Origin of the sequence: Streptomyces brasiliensis, assembly GCF_014647875.1 — a bacterium.
In the GTDB taxonomy this organism is placed as follows: Bacteria; Actinomycetota; Actinomycetes; order Streptomycetales; family Streptomycetaceae; genus Streptomyces; species Streptomyces brasiliensis.
Genome location: NZ_BMQA01000050.1, coordinates 1 through 16632, shown reverse-complemented (window position 1 = coordinate 16632; position 16632 = coordinate 1). Strand labels below are relative to the sequence as shown.

Annotated in this window: 18 protein-coding genes and 1 pseudogene; 10 read left to right on the top strand and 9 right to left on the bottom strand. The window is 68.8% G+C overall.

The annotated features are described in order from the left end of the window. Window positions 1-81 precede the first annotated feature (81 nt). Together IEZ19_RS38825 and IEZ19_RS38820 are read right to left on the bottom strand one after the other, a co-directional pair. Window positions 82-936 (bottom strand): mycofactocin-coupled SDR family oxidoreductase, encoded by an 855-nt coding sequence (locus tag IEZ19_RS38825; protein ID WP_189316103.1) that lies wholly within the window; start codon window positions 934-936, stop codon window positions 82-84. A gap of 17 nt (window positions 937-953) precedes the next feature. After that, entirely contained in the window at window positions 954-1781 is an 828-nt protein-coding gene (locus tag IEZ19_RS38820; protein WP_189316102.1) for a mycofactocin-coupled SDR family oxidoreductase, read from the bottom strand. A gap of 118 nt (window positions 1782-1899) precedes the next feature. On the opposite strand from IEZ19_RS38820, the gene IEZ19_RS38815 reads away from it, so the two are divergent. Further along, window positions 1900-2532: an acyl-CoA-like ligand-binding transcription factor gene (locus IEZ19_RS38815; RefSeq protein WP_229841305.1), complete on the top strand. Its 633-nt coding sequence runs from the start codon at window positions 1900-1902 to the stop codon at window positions 2530-2532. Window positions 2533-2556: 24 nt separating this feature from the next. Continuing rightward, window positions 2557-2969 (top strand): annotated as a pseudogene (locus tag IEZ19_RS38810) (NADP-dependent phosphogluconate dehydrogenase); the annotation flags it as partial. A gap of 63 nt (window positions 2970-3032) precedes the next feature. Here IEZ19_RS38810 and IEZ19_RS38805 read toward each other — a convergent pair. The 4 genes from IEZ19_RS38805 to IEZ19_RS38790 form a co-directional block, all read right to left on the bottom strand. Next, a complete protein-coding gene (locus tag IEZ19_RS38805; RefSeq protein WP_189316101.1) occupies window positions 3033-3305 on the bottom strand; it encodes a hypothetical protein in 273 nt (90 codons plus the stop codon). A gap of 523 nt (window positions 3306-3828) precedes the next feature. Further along, window positions 3829-4251: a hypothetical protein gene (locus IEZ19_RS38800; protein ID WP_189316100.1), complete on the bottom strand. Its 423-nt coding sequence runs from the start codon at window positions 4249-4251 to the stop codon at window positions 3829-3831. Further along, window positions 4248-5249 carry a metallophosphoesterase family protein gene (locus IEZ19_RS38795; RefSeq protein ID WP_189316099.1) on the bottom strand — a complete coding sequence of 334 codons (1002 nt, stop codon included), beginning with the start codon at window positions 5247-5249 and terminating at the stop codon, window positions 4248-4250. Before IEZ19_RS38795 ends, IEZ19_RS38800 begins: the two co-directional genes overlap by 4 nt. Next, window positions 5249-5542 carry a plastocyanin/azurin family copper-binding protein gene (locus tag IEZ19_RS38790; RefSeq protein WP_189316098.1) on the bottom strand — a complete coding sequence of 98 codons (294 nt, stop codon included), beginning with the start codon at window positions 5540-5542 and terminating at the stop codon, window positions 5249-5251. The genes IEZ19_RS38795 and IEZ19_RS38790 overlap by 1 nt, the downstream gene beginning before the upstream one ends. Window positions 5543-6320: 778 nt before the next feature. Here IEZ19_RS38790 and IEZ19_RS38785 point away from each other — a divergent pair. The 8 genes from IEZ19_RS38785 (at window position 6321) to tatC (ending at window position 12738) form a co-directional block, all read left to right on the top strand. After that, a complete protein-coding gene (locus tag IEZ19_RS38785) occupies window positions 6321-6923 on the top strand; it encodes a sigma-70 family RNA polymerase sigma factor (RefSeq protein WP_189316097.1) in 603 nt (200 codons plus the stop codon). Between the two features lie 25 nt (window positions 6924-6948). Continuing rightward, the gene (locus IEZ19_RS38780) at window positions 6949-7737 is read left to right on the top strand and encodes a zf-HC2 domain-containing protein (RefSeq protein ID WP_189316096.1); all 789 of its coding nucleotides are present in this window, start codon (window positions 6949-6951) and stop codon (window positions 7735-7737) included. A gap of 239 nt (window positions 7738-7976) precedes the next feature. Further along, window positions 7977-8450: a transposase gene (locus IEZ19_RS38775; protein ID WP_189316095.1), complete on the top strand. Its 474-nt coding sequence runs from the start codon at window positions 7977-7979 to the stop codon at window positions 8448-8450. A 559-nt stretch (window positions 8451-9009) separates the two neighbouring features. Beyond that, window positions 9010-9432: an ATP-binding protein gene (locus IEZ19_RS51530; RefSeq protein ID WP_229841304.1), complete on the top strand. Its 423-nt coding sequence runs from the start codon at window positions 9010-9012 to the stop codon at window positions 9430-9432. Window positions 9433-9719: 287 nt separating this feature from the next. Next, the gene (locus tag IEZ19_RS38765) at window positions 9720-10136 is read left to right on the top strand and encodes a hypothetical protein (RefSeq protein WP_189316094.1); all 417 of its coding nucleotides are present in this window, start codon (window positions 9720-9722) and stop codon (window positions 10134-10136) included. 169 nt (window positions 10137-10305) lie between these two features. Beyond that, the gene (locus IEZ19_RS38760) at window positions 10306-11118 is read left to right on the top strand and encodes a hypothetical protein (protein ID WP_189316093.1); all 813 of its coding nucleotides are present in this window, start codon (window positions 10306-10308) and stop codon (window positions 11116-11118) included. A gap of 2 nt (window positions 11119-11120) precedes the next feature. After that, window positions 11121-11402 (top strand): Sec-independent protein translocase subunit TatA, encoded by a 282-nt coding sequence (gene tatA / locus IEZ19_RS38755; RefSeq protein WP_189316092.1) that lies wholly within the window; start codon window positions 11121-11123, stop codon window positions 11400-11402. A 388-nt stretch (window positions 11403-11790) separates the two neighbouring features. Continuing rightward, window positions 11791-12738: a twin-arginine translocase subunit TatC gene (gene tatC / locus IEZ19_RS38750; protein WP_189316091.1), complete on the top strand. Its 948-nt coding sequence runs from the start codon at window positions 11791-11793 to the stop codon at window positions 12736-12738. Between the two features lie 170 nt (window positions 12739-12908). Here the strand turns inward: tatC and IEZ19_RS38745 are convergent, their stop codons facing one another. The 3 genes from IEZ19_RS38745 to IEZ19_RS38735 all read right to left on the bottom strand — a co-directional run bounded on the left by IEZ19_RS38745 (window position 12909) and on the right by IEZ19_RS38735 (window position 16136). After that, a complete protein-coding gene (locus IEZ19_RS38745; protein ID WP_189316090.1) occupies window positions 12909-13190 on the bottom strand; it encodes a hypothetical protein in 282 nt (93 codons plus the stop codon). Between the two features lie 532 nt (window positions 13191-13722). Then, window positions 13723-15084 carry an MFS transporter gene (locus tag IEZ19_RS38740; RefSeq protein ID WP_189316089.1) on the bottom strand — a complete coding sequence of 454 codons (1362 nt, stop codon included), beginning with the start codon at window positions 15082-15084 and terminating at the stop codon, window positions 13723-13725. Between the two features lie 344 nt (window positions 15085-15428). Continuing rightward, entirely contained in the window at window positions 15429-16136 is a 708-nt protein-coding gene (locus IEZ19_RS38735; RefSeq protein WP_189316132.1) for a FadR/GntR family transcriptional regulator, read from the bottom strand. Between the last annotated feature and the right edge of the window lie 496 nt (window positions 16137-16632).

Genomic DNA, 16632 nt, shown 5'->3' with positions numbered 1-16632 from the left:
TCGCAACTCCGTGAACGTCGGGACCTGTGCCCGCTCTACTGCCGGGCTCCCCACGCCGCCTATCTGCGCGAGCTCTTGGCTTTACTTGACGGGCTCCGCGTTGACCCCGGTGAGCAGCAGGTGGCCGGCGTCGACCGGGATGGTGACCCCGGTGACCGTGGCAGCCAGGTCGGAGTTGAGGTAGAGGGCGGTGTCGGCGATGACCTGCGGGTCGAGGAAGGTGGCGCCCTTGAGCGCGTGGAAGTGGTAGCCGCCTTCGATCATGTCGGCCTCGGTGCCGCCCTCGTGGCCGGCGAACATGTCCCACGCCGCCTGGTGGTCGGTCATCGGGGTCTTGATGGCTCCGGGGCTGATGGCGTTGCAGCGAACCCCGTGTGGGGCGAGCTCGAGTGCGATGTTCTTCATCAGCCCGATGACGCCGTGCTTGGCCGAGACGTAGTGGGCGTAGTTCAGGCCAGGCTCCAGGCCGTTGGTCGAGGAGGTGATGACGATGGAGCCCGTCTGGCGTTCGATCATATGCGGGGCGACGGCCTTCGCGGACTTCCACACGCCGGTGAGGTTGACGCCGATCATCTCCTCCCACTGCTGATCGGTGAGCTCCCAGAACGGTGCCTGGGTCCAGATCCCGGCGTTGGCGATCAGGATGTCGATCTTGCCGAACTCCGCGATGCCTCGCTGGACCGTCTCGTCCAGGTCGGACTGGTCGCGGACGTCGGTCTCAAGGGCCAGCGCGACCTTGCCGTGGGCCTTGACCTGGTCGACCGTCTCGGCGAGATCGCCCGAGGTGGCCATCTGGTAGGGCACGGTGGGTAGTTGCCGCGCGATGTCGGTGACGATGACCTCGGCCCCCTCGCGCGCGCAGGTCACCGCGTGCGAGCGGCCCTGGCCGCGAGCGGCGCCGGTGATCAGCGCGACCTTGCCGTCCAGCAGTCCCATTGCGGGGTCTCCTCTCGTCAGAGTGCGCCGCCCGCGTCGATGACGTGCGTGGCTCCGGTGACGTAGCAGCCCTCGTCGGAGACCAGGTAGAGCACCGCGTTGCTGATGTCGCTGGGTTCGAGCGCGGCGACCGGGAGGCGGTTGAGTGTACGGGCCGCTTCCTCGAAGTCCGCGCGGGTGGGGCTGTCCAGGTCGGGCCGGAACAGCCGGTAGGTGGCGTCGTTGAGGATCATCTCGGTGGCCACCGTCGTCGGGTGCACGGTGTTGACCCGGATGCGGTGCGGGGCGAGCTCCTTCGCCATGATCTTCATCAGCATCACCAGGCCGGCCTTCGCAGCGCTGTAGTGCGCGGTGTTCTCATTGGCGTAGATCGCCGCCAGAGAACTGGTGATGACTACTGCGCCCCCGCGCCCGCCACTGATGATGTGCGGAACCGACACCTTGAGCGTCTTCCAGACGCCGGTGAGGTTGATGTCGATCATGTCCTGCCAGGTCTGCTCGCTCATCTCGAGCGTGGGCGCCGGGCTGGAGATGCCGGCGTTCGCCAGCACGATGTCCAGCCGCCCGAACTCGGCCACGCCGTGGTCGACTGCCTTGGTCAGCGCGGCAACGTCACGGACGTCGGCGTCTACGGCGATGATGCGCCGACCCGTCGCCTCGACCTGGCGGACCGTTTCGGCGAGATCTTCGGCGGTGGCGAGGGGATAGGGGACGCTGTCGACCTTCGCGGTGGTGTCGACCGCGATGATGTCGGCGCCTTCGTGCGCCAGCCGCAGCGCGTGACTTCGCCCTTGGCCCCTGGCGGCCCCGGTGACGAACGCGACCTTGCCCTCAACTCGCCCCATGAGGCGTCCTCCTGACATCGACACTGACATCCGGATCGCTGCTCGCAGAGGTTATGGCGCACTGTGACATAAGTAAACCCCTCAGAGCGCCGCGACTTCGCCGTGCAATCATGGAGGCATGGCAACCTCGACGGGCATGCGGGGCCGGACCAGCGGCAATCTCGGCGGGCGCCCCGCTCTGACCAGCGCGCATCGGCTGGCCGAGGTCGCGCAGGAACTGTTCCTCACCAAGGGCTTCGCCGAGACAACGATCGCGGACATCACCGCTGCCGCCGGGGTGAGCCAGCGGACGTTCTTCCGCTATTTCACCACCAAGGCCGATGTGCTGTGGGTGGAGACGTCTGCCGAGCAAGCCCGCCTGCAGGCACTGCTGGATGCCGCGCCGCCGGAGGAGCCGTATCACGAGGTGCTCTACCGCGCGATTCCGGCCGCTCTCCATCATCCGCCGGAGGAGCACACGTGGGCGCTGCATCGCGCGCAGCTGCTGCTGACGGCTCCCGCAGTGCAGGCCCAGGCAGCCGCCCGGTACGCGGAGTGGCGCGCCTCAGTCACCAGGTTCGCCGCCGCCCGGCTCGACTCACCCCCCGACGACCTGCTTCCCACGGCGGTCGGCGCCGCTGCGCTCACCGCCACCCTCACCGCCCACGAGTACTGGATCACCCACCCCACCGACGACCTCCCCACCCTGCTCGAACGACTGCTCCAACTCCTGATCCCGCGACCGGACGGCAGTCCCTCGGGCGCGACCTGACAGTGGTTTCTTTTCAGCTTGACTCTGAACGCTCCTAAGGTCGTGTCCTGCGCCCAGGGCCTCCACCAGATGAAGGAGGCCAGCGACGCCTACGGCTGGGACGTCGAACTCGCCGCCGTCGCTTCCGTCTGGCGTGCCGGCTACATCATCCGCGCCGCGTTCCTGGACCGTGTCCGCGACGCCTACACCGCCGCCCCCTGCCCAGCCTCCTCGCCGATCCAGGATTCGCACACGAAGTCGGCAACGCCCAGCTTCCCTGGCGCCTGGTCGTATCCCACGCCGCCCGCGACGGCGTCCCCGTCCCCGCCGCCCTCACCCACTACAACACCCTGCGCACACCCCGACTGCCGGCCGCTCTCACCCAGGCCCAGCGCGATCACTTCGGCGCTCACACCTACCGCCGAACCGACCGCGCCGGCAGCTTGCACACCCGCTGAGGTGACCGCAAGTCGCTCGTCGCGCAGTTCTCGGAATTCAGGGGCAGTCAGGTCAGGTTCCGGTCAGCACGGTCGGTGGTGGAGCAGGGTGGCCCGTAGCTCGTTCTCGGTGATCTGCTCAGCGGGGCGGTGGAGCGTCCAGCGATGGGCCTCGCCGTCCATGGGCAGCACCTCGACGACGGTTTCCAGCGGTGGGTGGCCGACGTCGCCACAGATGAGTTGGCGGATTATGACGGCGGTGTCGTCGTCCAGGCTGAGCAGGGCGCGTACGGCATCCTTGAGTTCGCGGAGGTGCGGGCTCGGCCAGGCGATTCCTGGGCGCGGTTCCAGGTACATGGGGGTACTCCTTGGTTCCGGAATGAGGGGCGGGCTGCGCAGATAGCGCTGGTGAGGTCGACGGTGTGTTCGGCGGCGAAGCCGATGTCGCAAGCGTTGCGACTGGCCCTCTCGGCGATGTCGGTGTCCGCGGGCGGGGTGTGCTGCAGCCGCGGCACGGCTGGGGGTGGCGGTGCCGGTCGGCGGGACGCAGCCGGTGCGCCCCGCCGGCCTGTCTGTTCGCGTATGGCATCCACACCGCTGTCCGCCTGCGGCTCGCGAGCGTGGCAGAGAGTGGTCGGTGGTCAGGCCGAGCGAGGGGGTTTCGGCAAGCAGCAGGGCGTGCAGTGCCTGGGCCGACACGAGATCCTGGCAACCGGTGAGCACCCGCGTGATCGACCTGCGCTGCCGTGTCGTTCTGTCGTGGTAACTCGGGGTGCGGCGGTGTGTGGCTTTGCCGGTCCCGCCGCACCCCGAGCCGGAACGCAGGCATCCCGGGCGGCTTCGTGGTGGTGGTTCAGTTGGGTGGTGTGCGGGTGGTGGCTCAGTTGGGTGTCCTGACGGGCGGTCGGGCAGCGCGGGGTTGTCTGGTCACGGTCACCTGCCAGATGGCGAGGAACAGCAGCGTGCCGGTTTCGGCGAGGAGGCTGAGGACGGCTTGTGGCTCGGGCTGCAGACCGTGCTCGGTGAATCCGAACACGCCTACGGTACGCGAAGCGGTGAAGCCGCCGAGGGCGCCGAGCGCGACAACTGCCGCGGCGGTTCGCAGCAGCAGGGGTGGTGTCCCGACCAGCAGCAGGGCAGCGAGGGCGAAGGAAGCACTGGCCTGGAGCAGGAACAGGGGGCCGATGATGTGGATGAAGCGGTACTCGTCGATGTAGAGCTGGGCGTGGATGTATCCGCTGGCAGCGAGGGTTGCAGCGGTCGCTGACCGCAGGGTGGGGGCGAGGAATCTCCGGGTGTTCATGCCAGCCTCTGATCCTTGATGGCCAGTTCGCGGTCGCCTTGGCGGTAGCCGACGCTGCGGATGCCGAGTGCGTCTTTGAGCTGCCGGGCAGGGACGACCTGCGGGGTGGGGGCGGGGGCGCGGCCCGGTTTGGGCAGGGGGTAGGCGGTGGTGGTGGCGGAGTGGAAGGTGATGTTGCCCTCTGTCTTGGTGAACAGCTGGTGGACGTGCCCGTTGAGACAGGTGACGGAGGAGAAGCGGCGCAGGAGGGCGATGACCTTGAGGGCGTCGTCGGTGCTCCAGCCCCACTGCGGGTACATGGCGAACAGCGGGATGTGGCTGAAGACCACGATGGGGGTGTCCGACGACAGTCCGGCGATGTCCTTGCGAACGAAGTCGATCTGTTCGTTGCCGAGGTGGCCGAGCTTCTCCAGGCTCAGGGTGTTGACCAGGGCGATGAAGTGCACGCCGTGGGTGTCGAAGCTGTACCAGCCATCGCCGAGCGTGCCCATGCCGAAGGTCCGCCGGTAGGCGCGGCCTGCATCGCCGATGGAGTCGTGCTCGCCCGGCACGGTGAAGATGCGGTCTGTCGTCATTCCGGCCATCAGCTGCTTGACTTGGTCGAACTGCCCGGCCGTGGACAGGTGGGTCAGGTCGCCGCTGTGCATGACGAAGTCCGGTCTGAATCCGAGCGAGTTGACCTGGTTGATCGCTTTGGTGAATGAGCCGACCACGTCCATGTTCGCCGGGCCCTGGAATCCGATATGGCTGTCGGAGACCTGCACGAACCGCAGCGCGCCGCTTCCAGCTGCAACGGCCCCGGCGGCGGCCCCGGCGTTGGTGCCCCGGGAGTCCGCGATGTGGCTGATCACCTCTCCGCTGGCCACGGTCAGCACCACCGCGCCGCCGAACCACCCTGCATGCCGGAGGAGTTGACGCCGATTCATACCGTGTTCGGTATCGGGCTGACCGGCGTCTCCGGCCGATGCCTCGTCGTGACTGTCGTAGTAGTCGGTCATCAGGTCACCTCCACGGTGCCGGTCATGAACGGATGGATGGTGCAGAGGTAGGCGTAGGTGCCGGGCTTGGTGAACGTGTAGCTGTAGGTGGCGTGGGTGGCCAGGGTGGCCGAATGCAACGGGCCGCCCGATCCTGCGCTGGTGACGGTGTGGGCGTCGGTGTCCTGGTTGGTCCAGGTCACCGTCGTGCCCACTTTGACCTTCAGCGTGGCCGGGGAGAAGGCGAAGTTCTTGATCGCCACGGCGTTCCCGGTCACCGGTGCGGCTGGCACGCCCGTGCTCGAGGGAGTCATGGGCATGCTCATGCTGGGCATCGGCGAGGCGCCGGAAGCGGAGCCCGCCGTGTTCCCTGGCCCCGTGGCTCCGGGCATGCCTGCCGTCTGGTGCTGACCCGGTCCGGGTGTGATGGCGCCGGCTCCGGTGGACGAGGAATGCAACGGCTGGCCGCATGAACTGAGAAGCCCCAGCGCGCCGGCAGTGGCGATGGAGGCGACGGCCAGCCCGGCCGCAGTCCGTGATCGACGGCCTGGTGTGCGAAAGTTCAGGTACATGGTGTCCGTTCCTCACTGGTCAGGCGGAGACGGGGACTGCTTCGGCTGGGCGCACGCAACCGCAGGGATGTGTGTGGATGCCGGGTTCATGGGCGCGTGCGCCTTACGGACCCAGCGATCGAGCACTGGCCGAGGCTGTGCGGTGGCGCCGACTTCGATGCGCGGGGGCGGGGGCGGGGTGAGCGTGGCCGGCGCCAGAAGTGCGTGCGTCGCGTGGTGTTTTTCGGTCACCTCTGGTCCATCCTTTGTCGCATGGGGAATCGATGAGGAATTGCGCCTAAGTCGGCTCTTGTCCGGCTCCACGGACGGCGGGGTTCTCACGGTTCGGTAGATATGCAGTTTTTGTGAGACCTCTTGGTATCGCCGCAGATCAGCTGGCCCCCTGAGGGCCGCACACACTTGGTCCTTGTGGTGTCGCAAGGCCTGGCATGGGCGTATCGCCCGCGGCGCTCTCAGAGTGTCACCAGTACCGCGCCCTGCGTTACACGACAAAGCGGTACATGTGCGCGATGATCGGCTTATGCCCTGGAGTTCCCGAAAGCGTGGCCCAAGGACCGATCCGGATCGCTCCGCGCACCGTGACTCTGGTAAAGGGACCCTTTCGACCGCAGATGAGGAACTGCTGCGCACCCTGTACGCGGAGCACGCAGGAGCCCTGTTCCACTACGTGCTGCGACTGACCTCAGGAGATCGGCAATGGGCGGAGGATGTGGTGCAGGAGACAATGCTGCGAGCGTGGCAGCATCCCGCCGCGTTCGACCCCGCACGCGGCCCGGCCCGGGCATGGCTGTGTACGGTCGCCCGGCACCTGGTCATCGACGCCCACCGGGCCCGGCAGGCCAGGCCGGCCGAGGCCGGCGGCGAGGTGCTGGAGCGAGCCGCCGAGCAGAAACCTGGCGAGGACGAGATCGAGCAGGCACTGCAGAGCTGGGCGGTTGCCGACGCGGTCCGGTCGCTGTCCCCGGACCACCGCGCCGTCCTGCTGGAGACCTACTACCGTGGCCGGACCATGGCGGAGGCCGCGCAGGTGCTGGGCATCCCGCTGGGCACCGTGAAGTCGCGAACGTACTACGCCCTGCACGCCCTGCGGCTGGCGCTGCAGGAACGGGGGATCGAGCCATGACCGTGGCGGGCAAGAGGTGGCGACCATGAGTGCGGAGCACGACGCCCTCCGGCTGGCGCTGGGAGGATACGTCCTGAGCACGCTGCCCTCAGCGGAAATGGAACGGGTGCGCATCCACCTCGCGGAATGCGCCGAATGCCGGGCCGAACACACCCAGCTGGTGGGATTGCCTGCGCTGCTGGCGACGGTGACCGAAGCCGAAATTTCAGGCCAGACGGTGCCGACGACCGACGGGGACCTGGCCGACCGGCTAGTGGCACGGGCAGCCGAAGGCGCGCAGGGCTCCCCGCCCGAACGGCCCGCCACGCCCGCGGTGTCGCAGGTGCCAGAGGGGGGTGTGCTGGAGAGGCTGCTCCAGCAGGCCACGTCCCGGCGCCGCAGGACCTGGCGTCTGCAACTGGCCGGCGCTGCCGCCTCGCTGACGTTGATCGCGGCAGCGGCCGGCGGCACATGGCTGGCGGCTGTCGGATCCGTGGGCAGTCAGGCGACGCCGCCTGGGCCGACCGCGCCGACTGCCTGGCGCACCTTCTCCGGAAGCGATCCCGCCACCGGCGTCTCCGCCTCGGTGAAGGCCTGGCCCTCTGCCTGGGGCAGTGTCCTGCAGGTCTCCGCCAAGGGGGCACCCGCCGGAATCACCTGCCGGCTGCAGGCGGTCGGGCCCGGCGGATCCAGGACGGACGTCGCTACCTGGCGGGCAGGCACGTACCCTCCCGGCACCACGATCCCAGGAGCGGTCGCCATGTCCCCGGGAGCCATCGAGTACTTCGAGATCCACGCAGACAACGGTCAGAAGCTGGTCACAATCCGGGCGTGACGCGACCACAGCTGTCGGGTGTGAGCGCACGGAGGCACAAGAGGCCAAGAAGACGTCGCCACCGAAGGGTCGTGCCGCGGGCCGAGGGGGGGCTGGCCAGCCGACAAGAAGCGAGCCGCCTCAAGCCGGTGGACCAGGCTGAAGGAGCGCGCTGAGGACGTGCAGCCGATGACCATCAGAGTCCTTTTGAGGGGAGCACCGAAGGCGAGCACGAGCCGAACCCGCGCTTTCTCGGCACGGTGGCGCAGGAGCTGGCTGAGGCGCAGCGGCACCTCGCGACGTTCCCCCAACGCACCGGCCGCCGAACCAAGGCGCACCGGGCCGCCGCGCGGAAGGTCGCCAACGTGTACGCCAAGGCCCGCAGGAAGCGTCTCGACTTCCACCACAAGACCGCTCGCGCGCTGATCCGCGACCACGACGTGATCGCGCACGAGCGACTGAACACGGCGGGCATGACCAAGACGGCTGCGCCCAAGCCCGACCCGGGCCAGGACGGCGCGTTCCGCCCGAACGGCGCCGCCGCCAGGGCCGGCCTGAACAAGAGCATCCTGGACGCGGGTTGGGGGTCCTTCAGTCCTGGGTGGAGTCACCGGGAGGAGGCCGAAGCCGGCGCCCTGGTCCTTCTCGCGGCGCGCCGACGGTTTCCGGGCCCTGGTCACCCTCACCCCCGGCTCCAACGAATCGGCCCAGTCCTCAGCCGACTTGATGCGTGAGTGCGCCGACGGGGCGTGCACTCCCCGTCCGAGTGGTCGGTTTCGCCGCCCTGGTCTTTACGACGGCCCGGCCGAGGTGTTCTCCCCTCCCCCGCGCGAGCAGCGGTATGCGGTTCACCAAACGGCCGGCGACCTCGAGTCTCCTTTTCCTCCGAAGTCCGTGCAGCCCGGAGGAGAGGATCCAGGATGTCTGCACGCCGAGTGTCGCGACCGAGCCGAGACGTGGGCATGCAGGTTCGTCCGGCTCTACGGCGTGAGTTCCCGCAAGGCCGTCCGGGAGATCACGGGCGAGGAGACCGAGCCGTCGGTTCCTGGTTCGGCCGAGTACGGCATCGAGCTCTGACAGAGGCGAGTGAGTCCAGCCAGGCCGCTGGCATTGACAGGCTCGCAAGAGGTTGAACAAAAGGGGCGAATGACTCGAACCGTTCGGCATGCGTCGCCCGTGGAACTCAATGAGCGCGCCCATGCAGGATCCCGCCCACCGACCGCCCCGAAGTTGTTGGCGGTCTCCCCCGTTCCGGCCTCCGCACATCCACAGAAGAGCCAGAAGACCATGTTTGTGACCGATTCTCCCAGCCCGAGTTCACTGCTCGGCCAGCCCTGCCGGCACCAGGCGCTGCTCACCCTGCCCGCGCAGGAGGCGCACGTCTCCGCCGCTCGTCACTTCGCGGCCGATCTGCTGGAGACCTGGAGTGTGCCCGCAAGCGAGCGGGACTCCGCCGTTCTCATCGTCGACGAACTCGCCGCCAACGCCGCGCAGTACGGCCACGAGCGCATGACCCTGCTACTCGTCCTCGACCACGGCACTCTGCACATTGTGGTCACTGACTCCGGCACGACCGTGGAACACCATCGCCCCGACATCGCCCCCGACGAACACGGCCGCGGCACCGGCATCGTCCAGTACCTCGCTCAGTCGACCGAAGTCCACCAGACACGCAGCGGCCGCGAAGTCCGCGCCTGCCTGAGGTGCTCGCCATGACCGGGCCGGACGTTCCGCACGAGCTGCGACCCCCTGCCGGGGCCGGCACTGCCGCACAGCGACGGGTCACCGGGGGCAGCTGCGACGCCGGGTCACCCGACGACCCGCCGAGTGGGCCTTCGCGACCCACAGGCCGTGCCCCATCGACGGCTGCTCGAGCCCGGCCCCAGGTACCCAGGCGGTCCGCGGCACACCCGTCGACCCTTGATTCACGACGGCCCCGGCCACGACACGGTGCTGTGTCAACGCTGCGGTACCAGCCCCTACGAACCGGCGGAGGTATGAGCGTGAACGCCACCCCGAACAGCGGCGAAGGCATCAGCGCCCCGCCCCCGCACGAGGCGTACGCGAATGCGCCGGACCTGCGCCGCGAGATGCACCAAGTGCTCGCTCTCGGGGCCGAATGCGACGGCCGCCAGGCCAGGCCCGTCACCGGCCCCCCGGTCGATGCGACGGCCGCCGAACGCGCCTGGCGGCTACGCCAGGCCGCCCTCATGGACCGGATGGCCCTGGACGACCCCGGCCCCGGCCCGGTCGCAGCCGCCGCAGAAACCGCCGAACAACTCGTCCTGCACGACCGCCGCCATCCCGACCTGGTGGCCGGCCCGCACCACCCCGACGCGATCACGCTCGCCCCCAGCCGCCGTCTCTACGTCCGCCAGGAATACGCCGCCTGGACGGCCGCCGGGCGCCCCAGGATCTGAATCGACCCCGACCCGACAGGAAGAAGGAGACATGCACCGCAAGGACATCGACACCCGGCCCGCCCCCGCAGCAGCCGGCCAACTCCACTCGCCTCGCCTTCCACGCCCGACAGCCACGCGTGAACATCGCGCCAGTCGGCGACAGGAACGGTCACTCCAGGGAAAGCCGATGAACGCACCGTGGTCGAACGCGAAGACCCATCGGCTGTTCCAGGTGCCCGAACGTGGTTGCTTGCAGGGGCAGCGGCTGGGCCTCCATCCGGCCCAAACGCCCCCGCACACTCCGCGGGCCGGGCAGCCGGCGCAGGTGGCCATGCAGGTCACAGGCAGCGAACTGCGCCTCGCCGTACGCCCGTTGCCGGTCGAGCTCGGCGACGAATTCACTTGCGAGGCCTGGCTGGACGACCCCGTGGGAATCTCCCGATGGCGCGGGCGGCGGACACCGGTGAAACCGCCGTGCCAAGTGCACCGGGATACCTCCTCCCAGGCGCCCGCGCACGAGACCGCGGGTGCGGGCACGGACGCCGGCCTGCCCAGCCACTTCCTGCGTATCCCCTTCTGCGACGACGAGTGCTGGCCATCCGCCGGTGCAGAGTCCTGCCGGGTCGTGGACATCGACCGCGTCCAGCAGCGTGATGTCCCGGCCGAGTGCGGCCGGGACGCGGAGGGGGAACTCTTCGCCGTATCGGCGGACGGGCAACCGTGCTGGACGCGCCCGCCCGCGGCGGCGAGCCGTCGTCCGCGGCCAAAGGTGTGCGCCTTCCGCCGCGTCAACCTTCCGCAAGGCCCGGTCGTGGGCTGGACGCTTCTTCGGGCGGCGGCCGGGGCTCTGCGCGCGCCCGGAGAGCCATGGGGGCATGCTGGGGGCAGCAAGACACGATGTGCCGCGGGCGCTCCCGCTCCCACCGATGCCGCGCAGGAACAAGCGGCACGGATCGCCGAGGCAGGTATGAAGGCCGACGCGTTCGAAGGGGTGGTGTGACGATGTTCCGCAATGCGCTGGAGCCCTGGCACCTGCTGATCCTGGTCGCGGTGGTGGTTTTGATCTTCGGCTCGAAGAAACTACCCGACACGGCCCGGGCGCTGGGCAAGTCCATGCGGATCCTCAAGAGCGAGACCAAGGCCATGAAGGACGACGGCGCGTCAAACGAGCCACGCCCCGAGCCCGAGCCTGCACCGGGACAGCGGACGATCCCGGGCGCTCCCGGAGACACCGCCACCACCCGCACCGCGCCCACGGACAGCACGACCAGCCACGGAGGCTGAGCCCGGTCCTGCGCGCTCCTGGCTCATCCCCGCACGAGACGCTGCCCGAAGCCTCTTCGGCCGGCTCACCTCTCGCACTGTCGGGCCGCCCGCGTCGTTGTCTGCGGCATAGGCCGACGTCTTGGCCGGAGCAGCGCTGTTTCCCGGCCCGAGCGCGGCGCGTGACAGTGGACGGTCCGAGGACCTTCGTGAGCCGTCCATCCTCGGGCCGGGCAAGGCAGATCAGCTCGCAGTAAGTGGTGCCGACCTGGACCAACTGCCTCCTGGACGCGCTACCGGCCGCAACCGGCGCCGTGGCGAGCCCGCGCCCCACCGGGTGACGGAGACCGATCAAGTACTAACGCAGGGCCGGTTGTCTCCGGTCTGCCGCACGAGATGAGGACGTGGCGTGCCCCAGTCGGCCCGCAACAAGGAGAAGGATCCCGAGGGGCGGATGCCGCTCGCGGAGCACCTTCGTGAGCTCCGCAACCGGCTCGCCAAGGCCGTCCTTGCCATCCTGGTCGTCACGATCGCCGCGGCCTTCTACTACAAGGGCCTCGTGAACTTCTTGACCAGGCCGGTGCTGGACTCGGTCGGCTGCCCGACGTCCTTCGCCGATCTGGCCAAGCAGACCGCGGACACCACCTGCGCGCGGATCACGATCAGCGGTCTGCTCGCACCCTTCACCCTGGCGCTGAAGGTGTCCCTGATGGCTGGCGTCGTGCTGGCCTCGCCGGTATGGCTGTACCAGCTGTGGGCGTTCGTTGCCCCCGGCCTGCACAAGCACGAGCGGAAATACGCCTACGCGTTCGTCGGCGCGGGCGTCCCGCTGTTCTTCGGCGGCGCCTTCTTCGCCTACAAGGTGCTGCCCACGACCGCGAAGGTGTTGATCGGCTTCACCCCGCACGGGGTGGACAACCTGCTGCCGTTGGACGATCTGCTCGACCTCGTCACCCGCATGGTGGTCGTCTTTGGTCTCTCCTTCGAGATGCCGCTGCTGCTGGTGATGCTGAACCTCACCGGAGTGCTGTCCGGCCGGAGGATGCTCGGCTGGTGGCGCGGCATGATCATGGGGATCACGGTCTTTTCGGCTGTGGCGACGCCGAGCACGGACCCGCTGACCATGCTGGCGCTGGCCGCGCCGATCTGGGCGTTCTATTTCGCCGCCGTTGTCTTTTCGCTTCTCAATGACCGGCGCAAGGCCCGAAGAGAGGCAGAGGGACCCGGCGACGGCGAGATCTCCGACCTCGACCTCACGCCGCAGGACATCGGCAAAGTGGAATCGGTGTCCGCCGGCCAGGCCCTGCCCGCGCAGCCGGACGCTGACGACGACCGCGCCGACGGTGAGACGACGTGACCTGAGGGGCGTAGCGCCTCAAAACCCCTTCACCGCAGCTGACCTCGGGCGATGCCCCCGACCGCAGTCCCGCATGATCGGGTCTCATGCTCCTACAGATGATCAAGCTGCCCGCCGGTACAGGCCGTAGGTCACGAGTAGGTCGGTGCACGCCTTCCCTGCGGAGCCGATCACACAGCGATCAGGGGGATCTTCGGGCCAATCTTGACGATGTCCTCGGGATAGGACGCAACCACCGCATGGTGGCGGGCGTTGGCGTGCAGCACCACGAACACGTCAACGACATCAGGGTGCCCGCGCTCGGCAATCTTGCGGCCCACTGCCCTCGCGTCCTCCAGCCCGTACCCGACAATATCGAGCTTCGCCCTGAACAGGAAACCGGACAGCAGCGCCTGGCAAGGACCGCCTCGCCAGGCCTGCACGCTGACCACGGTCGGCACCGATACCGTCATGCCCTCGGCGATCGCCCGGCGGACCAGCCCGACGACCCGGGCCTCGCCTCTCGATCGCGATCAGCGCACCGGTGTCGAGCATCAACCCCTTCCCGCGGCACTCGCATCTGGCTGCGCGGCGCTCCGCGAACTGCGCCTCGATCCACGCCTCATCGGCCGATGACGGGTCCCCACCTCGGCGAAATATGCGTCGAAGAACCGGTCGGACCGTCGCTGCGCCAGCGCGCCGGCGATCGCCCGCGACGCGAACTCCGAGGTCTCCCCCTTGCCGGGCGTGAGCGGCTTCAGTTCCTCCGCCTGTTCATCCGGCAACGAAATCGTCAGCTTTACAAGCCCCGGATCATCGACGGCTGCCTGGCAGGGACAGGCTTGGCACTGCCCGGTCCTGCGCGCGCCCGCCTCCCGGACCGCTACTGTCGCATCGGGATCTCGTGACCATCCCCGGGACGAACCCGAGAACAGCCGCGTGATCGGAGAACGGGGATTCGGGAGTACGGCCCCGACCGGGTCGAGGTCTGTACCGCCCCGCCGGTCAGAGCTCTCCCGGCGAGGACGCGGCCTTGCTGCGCGACGGAGCCGTACCGTGCGAGGCCGTGAGCGCCGGCGCCTGACGTGGCATGAAAAACAGCGCGATCACGGCGACCGCGCAGCAGCCGGCGATGTACCAGCTGATCCCTGTGCTGGAGCCGGTGTGCTCGAGGATCGCCGCCGCGATGAGCGGCGCTGGTCCGCCCGCGATCACCGAGGCGAGTTGATATCCGATCCCGGCACCGCTGTAGCGGACGTTGGTCCCGAACCCCTCGGCGATCAGTGCGGCCTGGGGACCGTACTGGATGTCGTGGAAGACCAGGGAGAGCACAATCGCGAGGAGTACGAGACCGGAGCTGCCGGTGTTGAGCAGACCGAAGTACGGGAACGCGAACAGCCCGGTGCAGCAGATACCGATGGCGTAGACCAGGCGCCGCCCGAAACGGTCGGACAGGTGGCCGAAGAGCGGGACGGTGATCAACCCGACTGCCGCCGCGACGAGCGTGTCGTTCAGCAGGTCGCCTCTGGGGATACTCAGCTTCTGCGTTCCATAGGTGAGCACGAAGGTGATGAAGAGGTAGAAGGGCGCCTGCTCCGACATCCGGACGAAGGCAGAGGTCAGCACGGCGCGCGGCTGGTGCCGCAGCACGCGCCAGACCGGCTGGCGCACCACCACGCGCTCCTGCTTCACCTCGGTGAAGGCCGGACTCTCCAGCACGCGCAGCCGCACATAGAGCCCGATGCCGATCAGTACGACGCTGGCGAGGAAGGGTATCCGCCAGCCCCAGCTGTCGAAGCCGTCGCCGGACATCGCGTTCGTCATCTTGACCATGCCCGTCGAGGCGAGAAGACCCAGCGGTACGCCGAGCTGCGGCCAGCTGGCCATCAGCCCGCGGCGGCGCTCGTCGCCCCATTCCATCGACAGCAGGACCGAGCCGCCCCATTCGCCGCCTACACCGATGCCCTGGGCGATCCGCAACAGGACCAGCAGTACGGGTGCGGCGAGGCCGATGGAGGCATAGCCCGGCAGTACACCGATGAGGAAAGTGCTGGCCCCCATCAGGACGAGGGTGGTCACGAGTGTGGACTTGCGGCCGATCCGGTCTCCGACGTGCCCGAAGATCGCGGCCCCCAGCGGACGGGCCGCGAAGCCGACGAACTGCGTGCCGAACGAGGCGAGCACCCCGGTGTACGGGTCCGAGCCGGGGAAGAACACGTGGGGAAACACCAGAGCGGCGGCAGTGCCGTAGAGGAAGAAGTCGTACCACTCGATCGCGGTGCCCACCGTGCTGGCGACCACGGCACGGCGGCGGTGTCTGTACATCCCTTCGGGGACGGTGGTGGCAGAGGGCGCAGGTGCGGTCATGACGCCTCCCGGGCAACTGGTTGAACCACTGGACCAATGAGTGAATTGCGGTGAGGGTGCTACCCTGCTGCGGACATGTCAAGGGGGCGCGTGGCCGTGAGTGAGGGCGCATCACCAAGCGGCCGACCGCCCCGGCCGCGCCGCCTGCAACTGCCTGTCATCTGCCCTGCCGCATCCAGGCGTTGAAGCAGAGCATGGAGCACCGCGCACACCGCATCCGAGGTGTCCGCGAGCCGCAATCCCGCCGCCGTCCGGCACGTCCGCGGCCGACACGGGCCGCCGCTCGACGGCCTCCGCCGTGGCCTGGACGTCATCGGTCCGGAAGCACACCGTCCAGGCGCTGATCAGTCCGTGGCCTCTGCCTGCCAGCCCAGCAATTTGACGTGGCCGACGGTCACCACGTGGTGGTGCATCGAGTGCGCGGCAGCCTCCTGGTCACCCGCGCGTATCGCCTCGGCGATGCCGCGGTGCTGTTCCAGCGACAGCGCCGGGCGTCCGGGCTGACGCAGTGACTCGGCACGGCTCTCGGCGATGGGCAGCGCGATCTCCGCCATGAAAGCGGCGAGCAGCGCACTGTGGGCGGCCGCGGTGACAGCGGCGTGGAAGCGTTTGTCCTCGGAGATGCCGAGTTCGCCGCGGTCGATGGCCTCGGCCATGGCCGTCAGGGCCGCGTCGATCTCCCGAAGGTCCTCGTCGGTGCGGCGTGCGGCTGCGAGCGCGGCGAGTTTGGTCTCCAGCGCGTCCCGGGCGTCCAGGACGTCCGGGAGCCGGCGCCGCCGGTCGATCATCGTCTCCAGGGGTTCGGCGTCAAGCCGGTCGCGCAGCAGATATGTGCCGCCGCCGTGCCGCACCGCGACCAGGCCCTGCACCTCGAGGGCGACGATGGCCTGCCGTACCGAAGTGCGGCTGACGCCCAGCCGCTCGGCGAGCTCACGCTCCGGGGGCAGGTTGTCCCCCGCGTGCAGGTGTTCCCGCTCCACGTACTCCCGCAGCCTCGCGACCACCTGCTCGTAGATGCGCGGCCGTGTCAGTGGGCGCAGCGACTCCGTCACAGACACAGGTCCCTTCCCCGATGGGGTCCCCCCGAACCACGAAGCTGCCCCCTCGGCAACTGTTCGGTCCCCAACTGAGCACTGTAGCCCAGCGGTCCAGCTCAATCTGCCCTGTCGGGATCACGCTCCCAGAGAGTGGGGCCCACCCGACGCGCAAGATGGTCGACGCCTCCTGGTACAGGGGGTCTTCCGCGCTATACACGACTGGCTCCAGATCGAGCCGGACCGCCGGTTCCACGACCTCGTCGCAGGGTCGCGGCCGGAACAGCGCAGCGGGCTCCAGCGCCCCGAGAACGCCGGATTCCATCACGTAGGCATAGATCCACCCGTCGCGGCGGCGTGTGATCACCTTCGAAGGGCGCACAGGAATCATCCGCCGAAGCCAACGCCCAGTTCAGACTGGCCGACAGCCGGGATCGGTGGGCGCGCCGCCCTCCTAGTAGGGCTTCGTTAGGTACCCCAACTTCCGTCTAACGGGTAGTGTGTGATCTTGTAT

Coding starts and splice junctions, on each gene's coding strand:
- IEZ19_RS38785 (WP_189316097.1), top strand. CDS start 6,321: ATGCCCTGGAGTTCCCGAAAGCGTGGCCCAAGGACCGATCCGGATCGC.
- IEZ19_RS38815 (WP_229841305.1), top strand. CDS start 1,900: ATGGCAACCTCGACGGGCATGCGGGGCCGGACCAGCGGCAATCTCGGC.
- IEZ19_RS38745 (WP_189316090.1), bottom strand. CDS start 13,190: ATGACGGTATCGGTGCCGACCGTGGTCAGCGTGCAGGCCTGGCGAGGC.
- IEZ19_RS38795 (WP_189316099.1), bottom strand. CDS start 5,249: ATGACCGACTACTACGACAGTCACGACGAGGCATCGGCCGGAGACGCC.
- IEZ19_RS38780 (WP_189316096.1), top strand. CDS start 6,949: ATGAGTGCGGAGCACGACGCCCTCCGGCTGGCGCTGGGAGGATACGTC.
- IEZ19_RS38825 (WP_189316103.1), bottom strand. CDS start 936: ATGGGACTGCTGGACGGCAAGGTCGCGCTGATCACCGGCGCCGCTCGC.
- IEZ19_RS38800 (WP_189316100.1), bottom strand. CDS start 4,251: ATGAACACCCGGAGATTCCTCGCCCCCACCCTGCGGTCAGCGACCGCT.
- IEZ19_RS38790 (WP_189316098.1), bottom strand. CDS start 5,542: ATGACTCCCTCGAGCACGGGCGTGCCAGCCGCACCGGTGACCGGGAAC.
- IEZ19_RS38760 (WP_189316093.1), top strand. CDS start 10,306: ATGAACGCACCGTGGTCGAACGCGAAGACCCATCGGCTGTTCCAGGTG.
- IEZ19_RS38805 (WP_189316101.1), bottom strand. CDS start 3,305: ATGTACCTGGAACCGCGCCCAGGAATCGCCTGGCCGAGCCCGCACCTC.
- IEZ19_RS38820 (WP_189316102.1), bottom strand. CDS start 1,781: ATGGGGCGAGTTGAGGGCAAGGTCGCGTTCGTCACCGGGGCCGCCAGG.
- tatA (WP_189316092.1), top strand. CDS start 11,121: ATGTTCCGCAATGCGCTGGAGCCCTGGCACCTGCTGATCCTGGTCGCG.
- IEZ19_RS38740 (WP_189316089.1), bottom strand. CDS start 15,084: ATGACCGCACCTGCGCCCTCTGCCACCACCGTCCCCGAAGGGATGTAC.